This is a genomic window from Burkholderia sp. BCC1999, assembly GCF_905339975.1.
Taxonomy (GTDB): domain Bacteria; phylum Pseudomonadota; class Gammaproteobacteria; order Burkholderiales; family Burkholderiaceae; genus Burkholderia.
Window position 1 is genome coordinate 74,577 of the sequence record NZ_CAJPHP010000015.1, and the last position, 15,164, is coordinate 89,740.

15 protein-coding genes are annotated in these 15,164 nt (G+C 68.5%); 6 read left to right on the plus strand and 9 right to left on the minus strand.

The features are described from left to right. Positions 1-92 precede the first annotated feature (92 nt). Positions 93-347 carry a DUF3562 domain-containing protein gene (locus tag U5809_RS22265; RefSeq protein ID WP_322088140.1) on the minus strand — a complete coding sequence of 85 codons (255 nt, stop codon included), beginning with the start codon at positions 345-347 and terminating at the stop codon, positions 93-95. A gap of 566 nt (positions 348-913) precedes the next feature. On the opposite strand from U5809_RS22265, the gene U5809_RS22270 reads away from it, so the two are divergent. Beyond that, positions 914-1,348, plus strand: coding sequence for a hypothetical protein (locus tag U5809_RS22270; RefSeq protein ID WP_322088141.1), 435 nt, complete (start codon positions 914-916; stop codon positions 1,346-1,348). A 544-nt stretch (positions 1,349-1,892) separates the two neighbouring features. Here U5809_RS22270 and U5809_RS22275 read toward each other — a convergent pair. From U5809_RS22275 to U5809_RS22295, 5 genes are all read right to left on the minus strand, one after another. Beyond that, positions 1,893-2,828, minus strand: coding sequence for a universal stress protein (locus U5809_RS22275; RefSeq protein WP_322088142.1), 936 nt, complete (start codon positions 2,826-2,828; stop codon positions 1,893-1,895). A gap of 210 nt (positions 2,829-3,038) precedes the next feature. After that, positions 3,039-4,421: an amino acid permease gene (locus U5809_RS22280; RefSeq protein WP_322088143.1), complete on the minus strand. Its 1,383-nt coding sequence runs from the start codon at positions 4,419-4,421 to the stop codon at positions 3,039-3,041. Positions 4,422-4,863: 442 nt separating this feature from the next. After that, entirely contained in the window at positions 4,864-5,889 is a 1,026-nt protein-coding gene (locus U5809_RS22285; RefSeq protein WP_322088144.1) for a DedA family protein/thiosulfate sulfurtransferase GlpE, read from the minus strand. Between the two features lie 187 nt (positions 5,890-6,076). Next, positions 6,077-6,583, minus strand: coding sequence for a cupin domain-containing protein (locus tag U5809_RS22290; RefSeq protein ID WP_322088145.1), 507 nt, complete (start codon positions 6,581-6,583; stop codon positions 6,077-6,079). 367 nt (positions 6,584-6,950) lie between these two features. Further along, positions 6,951-7,421, minus strand: coding sequence for a universal stress protein (locus U5809_RS22295; RefSeq protein WP_176045356.1), 471 nt, complete (start codon positions 7,419-7,421; stop codon positions 6,951-6,953). Between the two features lie 320 nt (positions 7,422-7,741). On the opposite strand from U5809_RS22295, the gene U5809_RS22300 reads away from it, so the two are divergent. Both U5809_RS22300 and U5809_RS22305 read left to right on the plus strand, forming a co-directional pair. Further along, positions 7,742-9,856, plus strand: coding sequence for a PAS domain S-box protein (locus U5809_RS22300; RefSeq protein ID WP_322088146.1), 2,115 nt, complete (start codon positions 7,742-7,744; stop codon positions 9,854-9,856). Next, a complete protein-coding gene (locus U5809_RS22305) occupies positions 9,853-10,500 on the plus strand; it encodes a response regulator transcription factor (protein ID WP_176045354.1) in 648 nt (215 codons plus the stop codon). The genes U5809_RS22300 and U5809_RS22305 overlap by 4 nt, the downstream gene beginning before the upstream one ends. Before the next feature lie 60 nt (positions 10,501-10,560). Here the strand turns inward: U5809_RS22305 and U5809_RS22310 are convergent, their stop codons facing one another. Continuing rightward, on the minus strand, positions 10,561-10,965 hold the full coding sequence (locus U5809_RS22310) for a lysozyme inhibitor LprI family protein (RefSeq protein ID WP_322088147.1): 405 nt from the start codon (positions 10,963-10,965) through the stop codon (positions 10,561-10,563). Between the two features lie 324 nt (positions 10,966-11,289). Here U5809_RS22310 and U5809_RS22315 point away from each other — a divergent pair, with 324 nt between their 5' ends. Genes U5809_RS22315 through U5809_RS22325 form a run of 3 tightly spaced genes read left to right on the plus strand, consistent with a single transcriptional unit; the run spans position 11,290 to position 13,606 of the window. Then, on the plus strand, positions 11,290-11,892 hold the full coding sequence (locus U5809_RS22315; protein ID WP_176045352.1) for a DUF1326 domain-containing protein: 603 nt from the start codon (positions 11,290-11,292) through the stop codon (positions 11,890-11,892). 23 nt (positions 11,893-11,915) lie between these two features. Continuing rightward, the gene (locus U5809_RS22320) at positions 11,916-12,704 is read left to right on the plus strand and encodes a DUF2182 domain-containing protein (RefSeq protein ID WP_322088148.1); all 789 of its coding nucleotides are present in this window, start codon (positions 11,916-11,918) and stop codon (positions 12,702-12,704) included. Positions 12,705-12,712: 8 nt separating this feature from the next. Then, entirely contained in the window at positions 12,713-13,606 is an 894-nt protein-coding gene (locus tag U5809_RS22325) for a DMT family transporter (RefSeq protein WP_322088149.1), read from the plus strand. Positions 13,607-13,706: 100 nt separating this feature from the next. On the opposite strand, the gene U5809_RS22330 is transcribed toward U5809_RS22325, so the two are convergent. Next, on the minus strand, positions 13,707-14,036 hold the full coding sequence (locus tag U5809_RS22330) for a DUF4148 domain-containing protein (RefSeq protein ID WP_282510023.1): 330 nt from the start codon (positions 14,034-14,036) through the stop codon (positions 13,707-13,709). A 207-nt stretch (positions 14,037-14,243) separates the two neighbouring features. After that, positions 14,244-15,119 (minus strand): PilZ domain-containing protein, encoded by an 876-nt coding sequence (locus U5809_RS22335; RefSeq protein WP_322088150.1) that lies wholly within the window; start codon positions 15,117-15,119, stop codon positions 14,244-14,246. Between the last annotated feature and the right edge of the window lie 45 nt (positions 15,120-15,164).

A 15,164-nucleotide genomic window follows, 5' to 3' on the forward strand; every position in this document is an offset into this window, starting at 1 on the left:
CGGACCGAAGCGGCAAGCGCCGCTGGCAAGAGCGGTCAATCGTGATTCGGCCGCGACCGGCGACCTGCCATGTCAGCCGCGGCAAGCGCCTGTCACAGGCGGACGCTCGGGCGCGGATCGGATTCCGCCGGCGCAGCACCGGCCTGCGTGTCGGTATCGAAATCGTCCCGCTGGCGCATCCGTTCGCGCAGGTTCTGGATCGCGAACACGTGGATGTAGTCATGCACGCGTGCGCCGGACGACAGCGCACGCACTTCATCGTCGAGCATCGCACGCAGCTGATCCGCGCCGATCGCGCGCTGTTCGGCGGCTTCCTTGAGTGAATCGAGCAAATTGTCCTTGGACATCGACGGACTCCTGACGGTCGAGGAATGAAAAAACGACGGTACTGGAAGCTTAAAGACTGGTCGGCCGCGCGGCGTGCGATGCGCCGGCGCGTGTTTGCGCGCGATCAACGGCACGTTGCGTGCCGCCGTGCCGATCCGTCCCCGAACCGGCCGCGCTTGATTCGCGGCGCAAACTGCCCGCGAACGAGACTGGAAGCCCTGCCACGCCACCCCGGGGCGCGGCACCGGCCGACTGGCGGGCGGTGGAACCGCCACGCAACGCCGATGCACTCGGGAACTTAGACCGGCCGAAATCATGCGTCAAGCGAGGCTCCGCACACCGGATTCATTCGTCGGAACGAACCCGCCGGATCGCCTGCGGCCCGGACGATCGACCAATTGGCCACGGCGCGTGTCAGCGGATTCCGATAGGCGCCGCGCAATACCTGACAGCGAGTTCAGCGCGCGCCGCTTGGCAGCCTGCCGCCGTCACACGATACTGATGCCATGAACAACGCGTTCATACCGGATCATCGCCCAGCCTGCCATCGAGCAAGGCGCGCGGGGTCTGGCGCAGGAGACCAACCATGGCACATCGCAACTTCCCGGGCCGGGACGGCCAGCGGCGCGCGTCGGGCAACGCGCGCGCCCTGCCCGCCCGGAGCGCGTCGGCCGGCAATCGTCCGTCCGACGATCTCGAAACCTTGCTCGCGCTCGCCCGCGACGCCGGGTTGCTCGTCACGCTCGACGGGCAGATCGGCCGCGAGAAGTACCAGAGCGTCGCGGGGTCGGTCCTCGCGCTGCAGCGGTTCGCCGCGGCCCTCGGCGCGCGCCTGTCGCGCACCGAGCCGGTCGAGTCGGAGCCGCGCCGCAAGGCACGCCCCGGCTGGCCGCATGCGAACCGGCTGCGCAGCCGCACGTGCAGCGCATGCGGGCCGATGCACGTCGTGCGCCCGCGCTCGCGGGTGCGACGCGGCGTCGTCCGCCGGCACGACCTCTGCTCGATTCTTCGGACCACCTGAACACGCACGCAGTCGACGCACGGCACGAGGCCGTACGATGGCTGCGCGCCGTGACGCGTTCGCCGTGCCTGCCGCTGTCGCGTGAATGCGGCGGCGCAGTGCACGTGTCGACCTTCGCCGCGGTTCGCCTCGATGCGACCGCGCGCACATACGCGCCGTTCTGAGCGGCCGCATGCAAAACAATACCTGCGGGGAAAGTGATCCGACGGGGCCAGCCAGGCGGAAAGCGGACGGGGTGCGTGCACCCCGCCCGTCCTCCAAGGCAGCCGCTGGCTGCCTACCCTCGTGCCAGAGAGTTCTCGGTGGATGACACGCCATGCAATCGATGGCGCGGCTCCTGAAATCGATGTGCCGGCTTAAGCGCGCGTTCGATCGCGACCCGCCGGATCGGCGGTTTCGATGCTTGCGTGCACGCGCGGTTGTCGTCGCTCATGCACGACAGACCATCGCCATCGCCGGATGTTCCGTTACTGTCTCACGCGATGCGCATGCCGTTTCTGATGCAGGTCAATCGACATCGGCTTCGTGCGCGATGCCGCGCCATTCACGCCGCGCCGCGCACGAGCAGCACGGGCACTTGAGCGAGGTGCGCCACGCGGCGCGCGACGCTGCCGATCAGCCAGGCGGCGATACCGCGCCGGCCATGCGTGCCGACCACCAGCAGTTCCGCACGCCAGTGCACGGCATCGCGCATCAGCGCATGGGCCACGTCGTCGCTGGTCGGACGCGTTTCGACGACACCGCGCTTGGTCGGATTCCCGGTCGCATGAAACAGCGGTGCGATTTTCGCGAGCGCATCGTCGCCCTCCGCACGGTACGCGTCCTCGAGCGCACGCACCGGCACGATATCGGTCAGACGAACCGCGCGATCGATCACGTAGGCGGCGTACAGCAACGTCGTCGGCGCCGCGAAGCCGAGCCCGACACGCGCCGCGTGCAGCGACGGCTCGCTGCCGTCGACCGCGAACATCAGCCGCTGCAGCGCGCCGTCCGACGGCCGTGCATAGGCGGCTGGCACGATCAGCAGCGCGCAGCGCACGCGCTTCGACAGCGTGTCCGACATCGCGCCTTCGACGAGCCGCAACAGCCCATGATGCGGATTCGCGCCGACCACCAGCGCGTCCGCCTGCCATGCCGACGTGTCGTTCACCAGCGCATCGGCGACCGTGCCGCCCGTGACCGACGTATCGACGATGACCTGCTCGACCTCGATGCCGCTGTCGGCAAACAGCGCGGCGATCCGCGCGTTGATGGCGTGCGCTTCGCCCATCATGTCCTCGCGCGCCGACGTCAGCAGCGCGTCGATGCGCGGGATATCGGGCAGCACGAGGCGCGGATTGTCGATTGCACAGACGATACGCAATCGCATGCCGGGACGCAGCAGCGTGCGGGCGTAGCGTGCGGCGGACAGCGATTCGGGTGTTGGATCGACCGCCAGCGCGATCCGCGCGAGCGTCGGGATGGAATGGGCAGGCTGCATGGCGAAAGCCTCCGTGCGTGCGCGTCGTCGCGGAACGACGACGGGAGCCTCGCGTGGAAGCGGCGCGCGGCGGCCGGGCAGCCGCCGCGGTCGCAAGGATCGGCGGGTAGCCACGCGAAGCGCGGACAAGCGATTTGTTCAGCATAGGTCGTCCTGCCCGCCCGCGCATGATCGCGATCAACGATCGCGTGGCTCCCTGTCCCGGCCCGCTTACGACTTTGTCGGTGCGGAGGCGGCCGGCCGGTTCGCGTAGAACAGCGCATACGCGATGCCGAGCAGCACGATCCACACGGGCCCGATCACGAGCGCGACGCGCGTATCGGGCGTGAATGCCATCAGCACGACGACCAGCGCGAGAAAACCGAGCGCGACGATCGACCCGAGCGGATAGAACGGCACGCGGATCGGCAGGCGCGCGATCTTGTCGGCCGACAGCGTGCGACGAAAGCGCATCTGCGCGATCAGGATCACGCACCACGTCCAGATCGCGCCGAACGTCGATACCGACGTGAGCCACGTGAACACGTGTTGCGGCGCGAGATAGTTGAGCAGCACGCCGATCAGCAGCAGCGCGACCGACACGATCACGCCGTACACCGGCACGCCGCTGCGGTTCACGCGGCCGAGCATGGCCGGCGCCTGGCCCTGCTGCGCGAGGTTGTAGAGCATCCGCGCGGTGCTGAACAGGCCGCTGTTGCATGACGACAGCGCCGCGGTCAGCACGACGAAGTTGATGATGCCGGCGGCGGCCGGAATGCCGAGCCGCGAGAACGTCATCACGAACGGGCTGCCCTGCGTGCCGATCTGGTCCCACGGATAGAGCGACATGATCACGAACAGCGCGCCGATGTAGAAAATCAGCACGCGCCAGAACACCGAGTTCACGGCCTTCGTCAGCGACTTCTCCGGGTTGCGCGCTTCGCCGGCCGTGAGGCCGAGCATCTCGACGCCGAGATACGCGAACATCACGATCGGCAGCGCGGCGATCACGCCGTTGATCCCGTTCGGCATGAAGCCGCCGTGCGACCACAGGTTCGAGATGCCGGTCGCGACACCGCCGTTGCCGATGCCGAACGCGATCATCAGCCCGCCGCCGATGATCATCAGCACGATCGTGACGATCTTGATCAGCGCGAACCAGAACTCGAATTCGCCGTACAGCTTGACCGCGATGAAGTTCACCGAGCCCATTGTCATGAGCGCGGCGAGCGCCCAGATCCAGTTCGGCACGCCGGGGAACCACATGTGCATGTAGACGCCGACCGCCGTGATTTCCGCCATGCAGGTGACGATCCACACGAACCAGTAGGTCCAGCCGGTCAGGTAGCCGGCGAGCGGCCCGAGGTAGTCGCGTGCGTAGCGGCTGAAGGCGCCGGCGACCGGATTGGTGATCGCCATTTCGCCGAGTGCGCGCATGATCAGGAAGATCGCGATGCCGCCCAGCAGGTAGGTCAGCAGGATGGCCGGGCCGGCCGTGCGGATCGCGGTGGCGGAGCCGAGGAACAGGCCGACGCCGATCGTCGCGCCGAGCGCCATCAGGTTGATGTGCCGTTCTTCCAGCCCGCGGTGCAGCTGGTCTTCTGGTTGTTTCAAGTCCGTCTCCTGGCAGCCGCGAGCGGGCCGCCGTCATTGTGTCGATGTCAATGCGCGACCGTTCATGCCAATTTCGGCAACCGAAAACGAAATAATCCCCGCCGCCGTTTTCCGAATGAGAAACGACGCGGATACTGCGTCAATCCGATGGGAATCGCCGCGGATTATCCGTACTTCCCGGAACAATCCGGAAAGCGGATCGGGCCTTTTACGGAATACGCCCGTGCGGCCCGTGTGACGCGGCTGTGCGCGTAACGGACGACAACGGGATCAATCGCTTTCGGCGTGAACGAACACGCGTCGAAGGTGCGCGATCAGGCGCACGCAATATGCAGGCGGGATTATATGGAGGATCAGAGGTTTCACGCCAGCCGATTTTCACGAAATCGCCATGCGTGAAACCGGAGGCGGAATTCGAATGCGCGCGATATCGCGCGCGCATTTATTTGGACAACGTCGCGCGCACCGTATATTCGCCTTCGAGCGCGCCGTGTTCGGGACGCACGAAATAACGCGACGCGTCGAGATCGGCCGGCATCGGCTCGACCGGGAAACCGTGCTTTTCCCACGCATCGAGGCCGCCCTTCAGCGCGCGGATGTTGTGGATCATCTTCTTGCGCTGCATCTTCGCGATCAGGCGCTTGGCCGTGGCCTCGTTCGGGCACACGCAATAGACGACGATCGGACGTTTCAGCAGTTCCGGGTCGAGCAGGTCCGGCGAATCGAGATCGACCGGCACCGCGCCGGCGATCCGGTACGGTTCGCGCTCGCGGATCGCCTTCGGCCGTGCGTCGAAGATCAGCGGCGGCTCGTCCGACGTCATCATCTCGACGAGTTGCGGCGGGGAGATGCGCACCTGCGCGAGATACCGGCGGAACTGCAGGCGGCGCACCCAGCGGTACAGCAGGAACGTGATGAAGATCGCGAGGAACGCGTCGAGAATCGTGCCGCCGCTCGCGCGCACCCACAGCACGAACTGGACGATCTGATCATGAATGGCCGCGCCGCCGACCAGCCAGAACGCGGCCCACAGCGACGCGCCGGCCAGGTCCCAGAACAGGAACACGCCGACGCCGATCGCCGTCGTGCCGAGCAGCGGCGCCGACACGAGGCCGAGGCCCGGCAGGAACTTGGACAACACGAGCAGCGGCGCGCCGTATCTTTCGAATACGTTACGGGCAAAGCGCAGCGTCGTGTCGAGCGACAGCGAGAAGCGGACGAGGCCGTTCAGCAGGCGCCGGCCGCGCGTACGGCCCATGAAGAACCACAGCGAATCGGCGAGCATCGTCGCGCCGATCGCCGCCGCGAACATGCTGACCCACGACGCCTGCCCCATTGCCGCCATCGTGCCGCCGAGAATCAACATCGGCACGGCCGGCACCGGCACGCCGAGCTGCGTGATCAACACGCTCGCGAACACGGCCCACGGGCCGAGCGACGATGGAATTGCGATGGGAAAGTGCCACACGGCGGCGCTCCTGGAAGACATGCGGGCCGTGCGACGGGAGCCGTCGGACCGGCAGTGCAACGGCCGCCGCGGCACGTCCGCGGCCGACCATGTGCATCACGGGCATTCTAAACGGGTTTGGCCGCGATCGCGCGGAACACACGCCGTCGGCGCGGGCTTCGCGCCAACGATGGCAATACCGTGACCGTCACACGTCGGAGCGCTGCGCGAGCCGTGCGACGTGTTCCGCGTAGTCGGGGAACGCGTCGGCCAGCGCGGCTGCGTCGGCCAGCTCGAATTCCGAAAACTCGAACCCCGGCGCCACCGTGCAGCCCACGAGCGCGACATGCTCGGGCGACGCGCAGCGCGCGCCGAACCAGCTCCCGGCCGGCACGACCGCCTGGAACACCGTGCCCGGATGCGTGAGCGGGTTGCCGAGCCGGTGGATCGTCAGCCCGTCGTGCGCGTCGAGTGCCCACACTTCGATCGGGTCGCCCGCGTAGAAATGCCAGACCTCGTCGGAACGGATCCGGTGCCACGACGAATACGCGCCGTCGCACAGCAGGTAGTAGATCGCGGTCGACGCAGCGCGTGGCGCACCGTCGGCCGGACGCACGACCGAATCGGTCGCGCGATAGGTTTCGCGGAAATAGCCGCCTTCGGGATGCGGTTGCAGGTCGAACTGGCGAATCAGGTCGGGAGCGGAGATCGGCATGGCGGATGACGTCGGTAAGGTAGGTAACCGGCATCCGGCGGTCGGCCCCGTTCATCGCCCGTGCGACCGGTTCCAGCCGGATGCCCCTGCGTCGATCGCCGCGGCCATGCGCGCGGCGAACAAGCGGACACCGGTCGATGCTGCCAGAACTGCGTGTCGGGATGCAACCGCGTGTGCAATCGCGGGCACGCGGGTGCGTCACGGGCGCCCGCTTCCGGCTCGTCGAACCTGCGACGACAGGACGACAGGCGCGCTTGCGCGCGATGCGCCGATCAGCGCGTCGCGCGTTTCATCGGGCGGACTACCGGCGTATGTGCGCTGCTGCATCCCGCTCGCGGCAGCGCCTGCTTCTGCGCCACACAGCGTGCTACGCAGCCGCCGGCGTACCGGGTTCGTTGTGCCGCACCAGCAGAACGGGCCGGTCGGCCGCACGCAGCAGCGATTCCGCGACGCTGCCGAGCAGCAGCCGGCGCAGGCCGTGCCGGCCGCTCGTGCCCATCACGATCAGGTCCGCGTCGGCTTCGGCCGCCGTGCGCATCAGCACGGCGGCGACATCCTCGCCGTATGCGTCGAGCGCGCGCACGGTGCCCGTCACATGCTGCTGCGCGAGCACCGCTTTCGCGTCGTCGAGCACCGGCGTCACGGCATCGGTCGCGGCCGCGTCGCCGTCGCGCTCGGCCGCGAAGCCCGCGTCGACGTCGACGAGCTGCGGCCGGTGCTCGACGACATATGCACAGGTGACTTCACCGCCGGACGCCGCCGCGATCCGGATCGCCTCGTTCAGCGCGAGACGCGCGCTCGGGCTGCCGTCGAGCCCGACGAAAATCCGTTTGTACATGGTCCGTCCCTCCGACCGGGCACGCGTCGCGCATCGCGCCACGGCGGCCCGTCATCGCAAGCCGGCCCGGTGCCGGCTTGCCTGCCGAACAGTCTGCCCCACGTGCCGGCGCGCGGCTTGACGCGCGTCAAACGCAGCCGGCGTGCCCGTTGCTTCACGCCGTTCGCCGCAATTTCAGGTGACCCTATTACAAAAAACGTGTAAAACGCGCACAATTTCATCTTGAAAACAGACGTTGCACGCAGCCGGTGCGAGTTTTCCCCGGTTTTGCCGCGCTGCCCGAGTGCCCCGGGCTGCCCGACCAACAGAATGGCCATTGAATGACCGCCAGTGGAACCCCGACGCGTGACGCCCGAGGGCCCACGCGCCTCCAGACCATGTTACGCCAGCCGCTCGCGGCTGGCGTCGTTGCGCTATGCGCCGGCGCCGTGCTGTCGCTCGGCGTCGCGCTGCTCGTGCGCGAGCAGTGGCAAGGCGCCGTCCATACGCGCTTCGAACGCCGCACGACGCACGTGACCGCGATGCTGCGCCACGAGTTGCAGGCCGGCGTTGCCGTGCTCGAAGGCGCGCGCGGCGCGTTCGGTCTCGTCCCGGACATGACGCCCGAACAATGGCGCCGGTATGCGGAGACGCTCGATCTCGACAGCGCCCGCTCGCCGGTCCGGCAGATCGGCTATGCGCCGCTGTCGCCGGCCGCACGCGGCGGGCTCGCCGGCGCGAAGCCGCTGCCGGCCGGTCCGCTTGCGACCGCGGCGCTCAGCGCGCCCGCCTCGAACTCGCCGGTCGTCCGCTTCGGTGTATCCGACGCGGCGCCGCTGACGCGCGCGCTGCAGACCGGCGACATCGCGCTCGGCGTCCACCCGGCCGACGACGATGCCTCCCGCGACGCCCGCACGCTGACGCTGTTCCTGCCCGTGACCCTGTCGCCGAATGCGGCCGTCACGCCGTCCGGCACGCGTGAAGCCGGCGTCGACGGGGTGCTGTTCGCGGCGCTGAGCCCGCGGCGCCTGGTCGAGCGCGCGCTCGACGCGGAACGCGGAATCGACCTGTGGATGACGGCCGGCGGCGGTCCGCGCGCGATCGTCAGCGTCGAGTCGACGACCGACGAAGCGTCGGCATCGCCCGACCTGATGCGACGCACCGACGTGCTGAATTTCGGCGGCACCGCGCTGACGCTCGCCTATTCCGCGGACGGCCGCCCGAGCGCGACCGGTGCGCAGCGCGCGGCCGGCACCGTGCTCGCCGCGGGGCTGATCGCGTCGTTCGCCTTCGCGGCGCTCGTCCATGCGCTGCAGCGCCGCCGGTCCGGCGCGACTGCCGATGCCGGCGCGAGCAGCCGCGGCATCCTCAACGAGGCGCGGATGATGGGCATCATCCGTTCGTCGATGGAAGCGATCATCACGATCGACGAGAAGCAGACGGTCGTGATCTTCAATCCGATGGCCGAGCAGGTGTTCGGCGTGTCCGCGATGGAGGCGATCGGCGCGCCGCTGTCGCGCTTCATCCCCGAGCGGTTCCGCGCCGCGCACGCGAAGCACGTCGACCAGTTCGGCGTGACGGGCGTGTCCGAGCGGCAGATGGGCCGTCAGCGCGTGCTGTTCGGGCTGCGCGCCAACGGCGAGGAATTCCCGATCGAGGCGTCGATCTCGCAGATCCGCGACGCGTCGGGCAAGCTCTACACCGTGATGTTGCGCGACATCACCGAGCGCTTGCGCGCCGAGAACGCGCTGAAGCAGTCGCGCGAGGAGTTGCGCGAGCTGTCGGCGAACCTGCAGAACGTGCGCGAAGAAGAAAAAACGCGGATCGCGCGCGAACTGCACGACGACCTCGGCCAGCAGCTCACCGCGCTGAAGATGGACCTGTCGGTCGTCGAGCAGCAGTTGCGCGTGCCCGGCCGCGCGCAGCCCGACGAGGACGTGCAGACGCACCTGCAGGGCATGCGGCGGCTGATCGATGCGACGGTCGCGTCGGTGCGGCGCATCGCGGCCGACCTGCGCCCGGTGATGCTCGACGATCTCGGCCTCGTGCCCGCGATCGAATGGCTCGCGAACGATTTCACGAACCGCTACGGGATCGATGTCGAGCGTCACATCGAAACGGGCGGCCTCTCGTTCACCAGCGCGGGCGCGACCACGCTGTTCCGCATCGTCCAGGAAGCGCTGACGAACGTCGCGCGCCATGCGGATGCGACGCGCGTCGCGCTGCGCCTCGACATCGAGGAAGGCTTCTGCGTGCTGCGCGTCGCGGACAACGGCCGCGGCGCGGCGCCCGGCGGTCCGGCCCATGAGGACAAATCGTTCGGCCTGATCGGCATTCGCGAACGCGCACACATGCTTGGCGGCACCGTGACGATCGACACCGCGCTCGCGCGCGGCTTCTCGATTACCGTCGCATTCCCGCTCAGTACCGTTCAACAGGAAACGCTCATCACATGATCAAGGTGCTCATCGCCGACGACCATACGCTCGTACGCGACGGTCTGCGGCACATCCTCCAGAACGCCACCGGATTCGAGGTGGCCGGCGAAGCCTGCGACGGCCCGTCGACGATCGCGCTCGTGCGCTCGACACCCGCGCAGGTGCTCGTGCTCGACCTGTCGATGCCGGGCCGCAACGGCGTCGAACTGATCAAGCAGATCAAGGACGAGAAGCCCGCGCTGCGCGTGCTCGTGCTGACGATGCACGCGGAACAGCAATACGCGGTGCGTGCGTTCCGCGCAGGCGCGTCCGGCTATCTGACGAAGGAAAGTGCGAGCGCCGAACTGGTCGGCGCGGTGACGAAGGTCGCGTCGGGCGGCGTCTACGTGAGCCTTGCGATGGCCGAGCAGTTCGCGCAGAGCCTGAACGAGCCGGCCGAGACGCTGCCGCACCAGCGGCTGTCCGATCGCGAATTCGACGTGTTCCGGCGGATCGCGGCCGGCCAGACGCTGACCGAGATCGCGAATGCGCTGTGCGTAAGCGCCAAGACCGTCAGCACCTACAAGACGCGGATCCTGGAAAAGATGCAGATGCCGCACGAAGCCGCGCTGGTGCGGTACGCGATGCGGCACAAGCTGCTCGACGAAACGGACGACGTCTAGCCGCGAATGGCGTGCCTGGCCGGCCGCGTGACGCGCGGCCGGTTGAACGGCGCGTGAGGTTTACTTGCCGGGCACCGGGCACGCCAGGTCGCCTTCCTCGCAGGACAGATAGCCCTTCAGCGTTTCGGTGCGCACTTTCGTCAGATCGTCGAGGCAGGTCGAGACGACCATCGGGTACGCACTGCCGCCCTCGGCATTCGCGCTCGAGAAACCGCACTCGGCATCGCGGTACGCAATCCATGCACGCTGCGCATTCACGAGCTTGTCGGCCAGCGGCCGCGCATCGTGCAGACGCGCGGTGACGGCCTGGTAGGTGCGGTTCAGCTCCCCGTCGGATTTCTTGTACGCGCGATCGGCACATGCCGTCATCGCCGCCTGATCCGTCGCGTCCGCGCAATTCGCCTGCGCATGGGCGACGTTCGCCAGCAACGCCAGCGAGCACAGCAGACCGGTCAAGACACGCATGGATGCTCCTTGTTGTTCGTTGAATTGCGGAACCCGGTGCGGGCCGGTTGCCCTGCCGCGCCTCGGCGCGCGGCGACACCGTCCGCGATGCTAGCGCACGCGCGGACGCTTGTCAGCCGGCGCCTTGCATATCGCCCGCGCACGCCTACACTGGAAAATCGATACGCCGTTTCAGGCCGCGCTATCGCACCCATCCCGTCTTCGCTTCCGCCGCATTCCTCAGCGCATTTCGCGTTCGCGACGCCGAGCGGGCGTGACGTTTCGTCAGCCGGTTTTCTCCGCCCAGCACAACGCGCAAGCGCCGTCGCTCACCTGGAGGAAATCATGAGCTATCACCTTGAAGGCCGTCTGCTCGAGGTCTGCAACTGTCGCGTACTGTGCCCGTGCTGGATCGGCGAGGATCCGGATTTCGGCGTCTGCGACACCATCGTCGCGTGGCATGTCGACAAGGGCACGGTCGACGGTATCGACGTCGGCGGCAACACGATCGCCGCCGTGTGCCGCGTGCCGGGCAACATCCTGCAAGGCAACTGGACGGCCGCGATCTACGTCAGCGACACGGCGTCGGAGGCGCAGGAGCAGGCGCTGCTCAAGGTCTATACGGGCCAGGCCGGCGGCCCGATCGCCGAGCTCGCGAAACTGATCGGCAAGGTCGTGTCGGTCGAACGTGCGCCGATCAGGTTCGATGTCGTCGGCGCCCGCGGCACGCTGTCGATCGGCACCGACTACCACGCGGAACTCGAACCGTACCTCGGCCCGAGCGGCGCGCAGACGACGCTGGCCGACACCGTGTTCTCGACGGTGCCCGGCGCACCCGTATTCGTCGGCAAGGCGCCGGTCTACCGGTCGAAGAACGCGGCGATCGGCATCGACGTCGATCTGAAGGATCACAACGCGTTGCAGAGCACGTTCCTGTTCGACGCATGAATCGCGAACGCACGTAAACGACCATGGCCGCGCGGTTGCACCGGCGCCTGTTTCCGTTCGTGCTCGCGAGTCTCGTCGGGTTCGCGTGGGTCACGCTGTGGGCGTGGACGCGCAGCCCGTACGGGCGCTATCTCGAGCACGGCGACGACGCGGCGTCCTTGCCATTCAGCACGCTGTGCCGCGCGCTGCCGGGTGGCGCGCTGTGGCTGCCGGCAGCGTTCGACGCGGCAGCCTGGACGCTGATGATCCTCGCGATGATGCTGCCGACCACGCTGACGCTGTTCGACACGTTCGCGCGCGTCGTGTCGGATCGCCCCGACCGCGCGTGGCTGCTCGCCCTCGTCGGTCTGGGCTACGTCGCGGCATGGAGCGGCTTCGGTCTCGTCGCGCACGGACTGCACGCGCTGCTGCTGACGGGCGTCGCGCACGTGCCGGCGCTTGCGTGGCGCGGTTGGTTGATCGGCGCGGCCGTCTTCGCGCTCGCCGGCGCGTTTCAGTTCAGCGGATTGAAGGCACGCTGCCTCGAGCGTTGCCGCACGCCGCTCGGTTTCGTGATCGGCCATTGGCGCGGACGTGCGCCGCTGCGACACGCGTTCTCGCTGGGCGCCAGCCACGGGCTGTTCTGCATCGGGTGCTGCTGGGCGCTGATGCTGCTGATGTTCGTCGTCGGCGCCGGCAGCCTCGGCTGGATGCTGGCGCTCGCCGCGCTGATGGCCATCGAAAAGAATGCCGTGTGGGGGCGGCTGCTCACCGCGCCGCTCGGTGTCGCGCTGTTCGGCGCGGCCGTGCTGATCGTCGCCGGTCACGCGTGAGGCTCGCCATGCGCCCGCCCGCTTCCGCCCTCGCGTCGCATGTGCGGCCGGGCGCGCGCGTCGCCGCGCTGACGTCGGTCGCGATGCTTGCGTTCGCATCGAACTCGCTGCTGTGCCGGCTCGCGCTGCAGGCCGGCCGGATCGACGCGGCCAGCTTCGGCAGCGTGCGCCTCGTGTCGGGCGCGCTGATGCTCGCGATCGTTGCGCGCGCGGGGGCGCGGCGGTCCGCCCAGCCGGCGGACTGGCCCGCCGCAGTCATGCTGTTCGCGTATGTCGCTTGCTTCTCGTTCGCGTACCTGACCGTCAGCGCCGCCACCGGCGCGCTGATCCTGTTCGGCGCGGTGCAGTTGACGATGTTCGCGGCCGGATGGCACGCCGGCGAACGGTTTGCTCCCGCCGGCTGGGCCGGGTTCGGGGCGGCGCTGGCCGGATTGCTGTATCTCGTCTCACCGGGGCTGGCCGCCCCGACGCCGAGCGGCGCCGCGCTGATGACGGTCGCCGGCATTGCATGGGGCATCTATTCGATACGCGGCCGTCGGACGACCGACCCGGTCGCGGCGACCGCCGGCAATTTCATGCGGGCCGCGCCGCTGGCGCTCGTGTTGAGCGCCGTGCTTGCAGCCCGCACTCACCTGACGCCGTCCGGCATCGTGCTCGCCGTGCTATCCGGCGCGCTGACGTCCGGGATCGGCTACGTGATCTGGTACGCCGCGCTGCGGTACCTGACCGCGATGCGCGCCGCGGCGGTCCAGTTGTCGGTGCCGCCGATCGCCGCATGCGGCGCAGTGCTGTTCCTGTCGGAACAGCCGACCTGGCGGCTCGCGCTCGCGTCGGCTGCCATTCTCGGCGGTGTCGCCGCCGTACTCGCGAGCCGGGCCCGCCGCGCCGATGCGGGATCGTGATGCCGACCGGCCGCGCAAATGCAAAACCCGCGCACGGCGGCTACCGTGCGCGGGTTCAGGGGAAGCGACGAGCCGGGCACCCTCATGGGTGCCTGCCGGCTTAGTGGCCGAAGTACACCGACGAACGATCGGCGGCGGCCGGCACGACCACGCGCTGGCCCGACTGCGACGTGGCGGCGGCATTCGCGCCGTAGCCCGTTGCGTCAGCTTGCGCGCCGGTGTTCTGCGCGGCGGCGATCTTGGCCTGGGCGGCTTGAATGTTTTCCGGGTAGTTCATCCAGTCGTTCGGGTTGTAGCCGGCCTTTTCGAGCTGGACCAGCTCGGCGCGCACTTGTGCGCGCGTCAGCGGCTGCTGGTTCGATTGGGCGAACGAGACGATCGGTGCGGCCACCAGGGCGGCCAGTGCAACTGCCTTGATCAGCGATTTCATGATGCGTTACCTCCAGGATTGTTTTGTCAGGCGCTTCGGACTCGAGGTCGTTGCGCATGAGTAGAAGTCTAGGAGGCGCGACTATCAGGGTAAATACTTAAATCGCAAATTCACTGTTGACGGAAATCGTACAATCTCGCTGGAATAAGCCGAATCATCAGATGATTATCGACGTTCGCGCGCCAAATATGCGGTCCCTGCTGCGTGTCAGCGCAGGTGATCGGTATCCGCCGATGCCATCAGCCGGTCGAACAGCAGCGCCTTCAAGCGGACCAGGTCGCCATCGGCGGTTTCGCCGAACGCCGCGTGATGCAGCGTCAGCGCCGGCGCTGACGGATCGGCATGCACGGCGCGCACCGTGCCGTCCAGCGCCAGCAGCTCGACGTGCCCGCCCGTTTCGAACGGAAGCTGCACACGCAACGGCTCGCCGGTTGCCGCGATCGGCCGGTCGACGGCAATCGACAGCCCGCTCAGACTGATGTCGTGCACCACCCCGATGCCCTCCGCCCCCTCGGCTCCACCGGCGCAGCACGCCGCGATCCGCACCCGTACGCGCGGTTCCGCGCGCGTGCGCAGCCGGTCGACGAAGCCCGGCGGCGACAGGATCATGAACGGCGCGGCACCCGATGCCTGCACCGCCTCGACCGTCGCGCCGAAACGGGACACCGCGGCGCGGCCGATCGCGACCGCCTCGATGTCGTCGCCGCGTGCGAATTCGAGCACGGCCGCCTGCTGCGGTTCGACGAACAGCGCGCCCGACGCAGCGACGCCGATCAGCCGGCAGCGCTGCAACGCGCGGGTCGTGCCGACCCGGCGGCGGATGCCGATCGCGGCGCCCGCCGACAACCCCATGCGCGTGGCCGGCGGCACCGCGCCCTGCACACGCGGATCGGCTTGCGCGTCATCGCGCCGGCGCACCGGCCGGAAATGGTCGAACAGGAACGCATGCTGCGCGGCGTCGCGCAGCGTCGTGCCGGCCGGCAGCAGCGCCGCGCCGTCGGCATCGTAGAGATCGAAGCCGAGCGGAACGCCGGCGGTGAGATCGTCGCGCGCGAGCGCGACGTAATCGGTGGGAAGCCGCATCGGAGAGGCGCGGAGCGACCGCGCGAGCTGTCTTGACATCTTGAT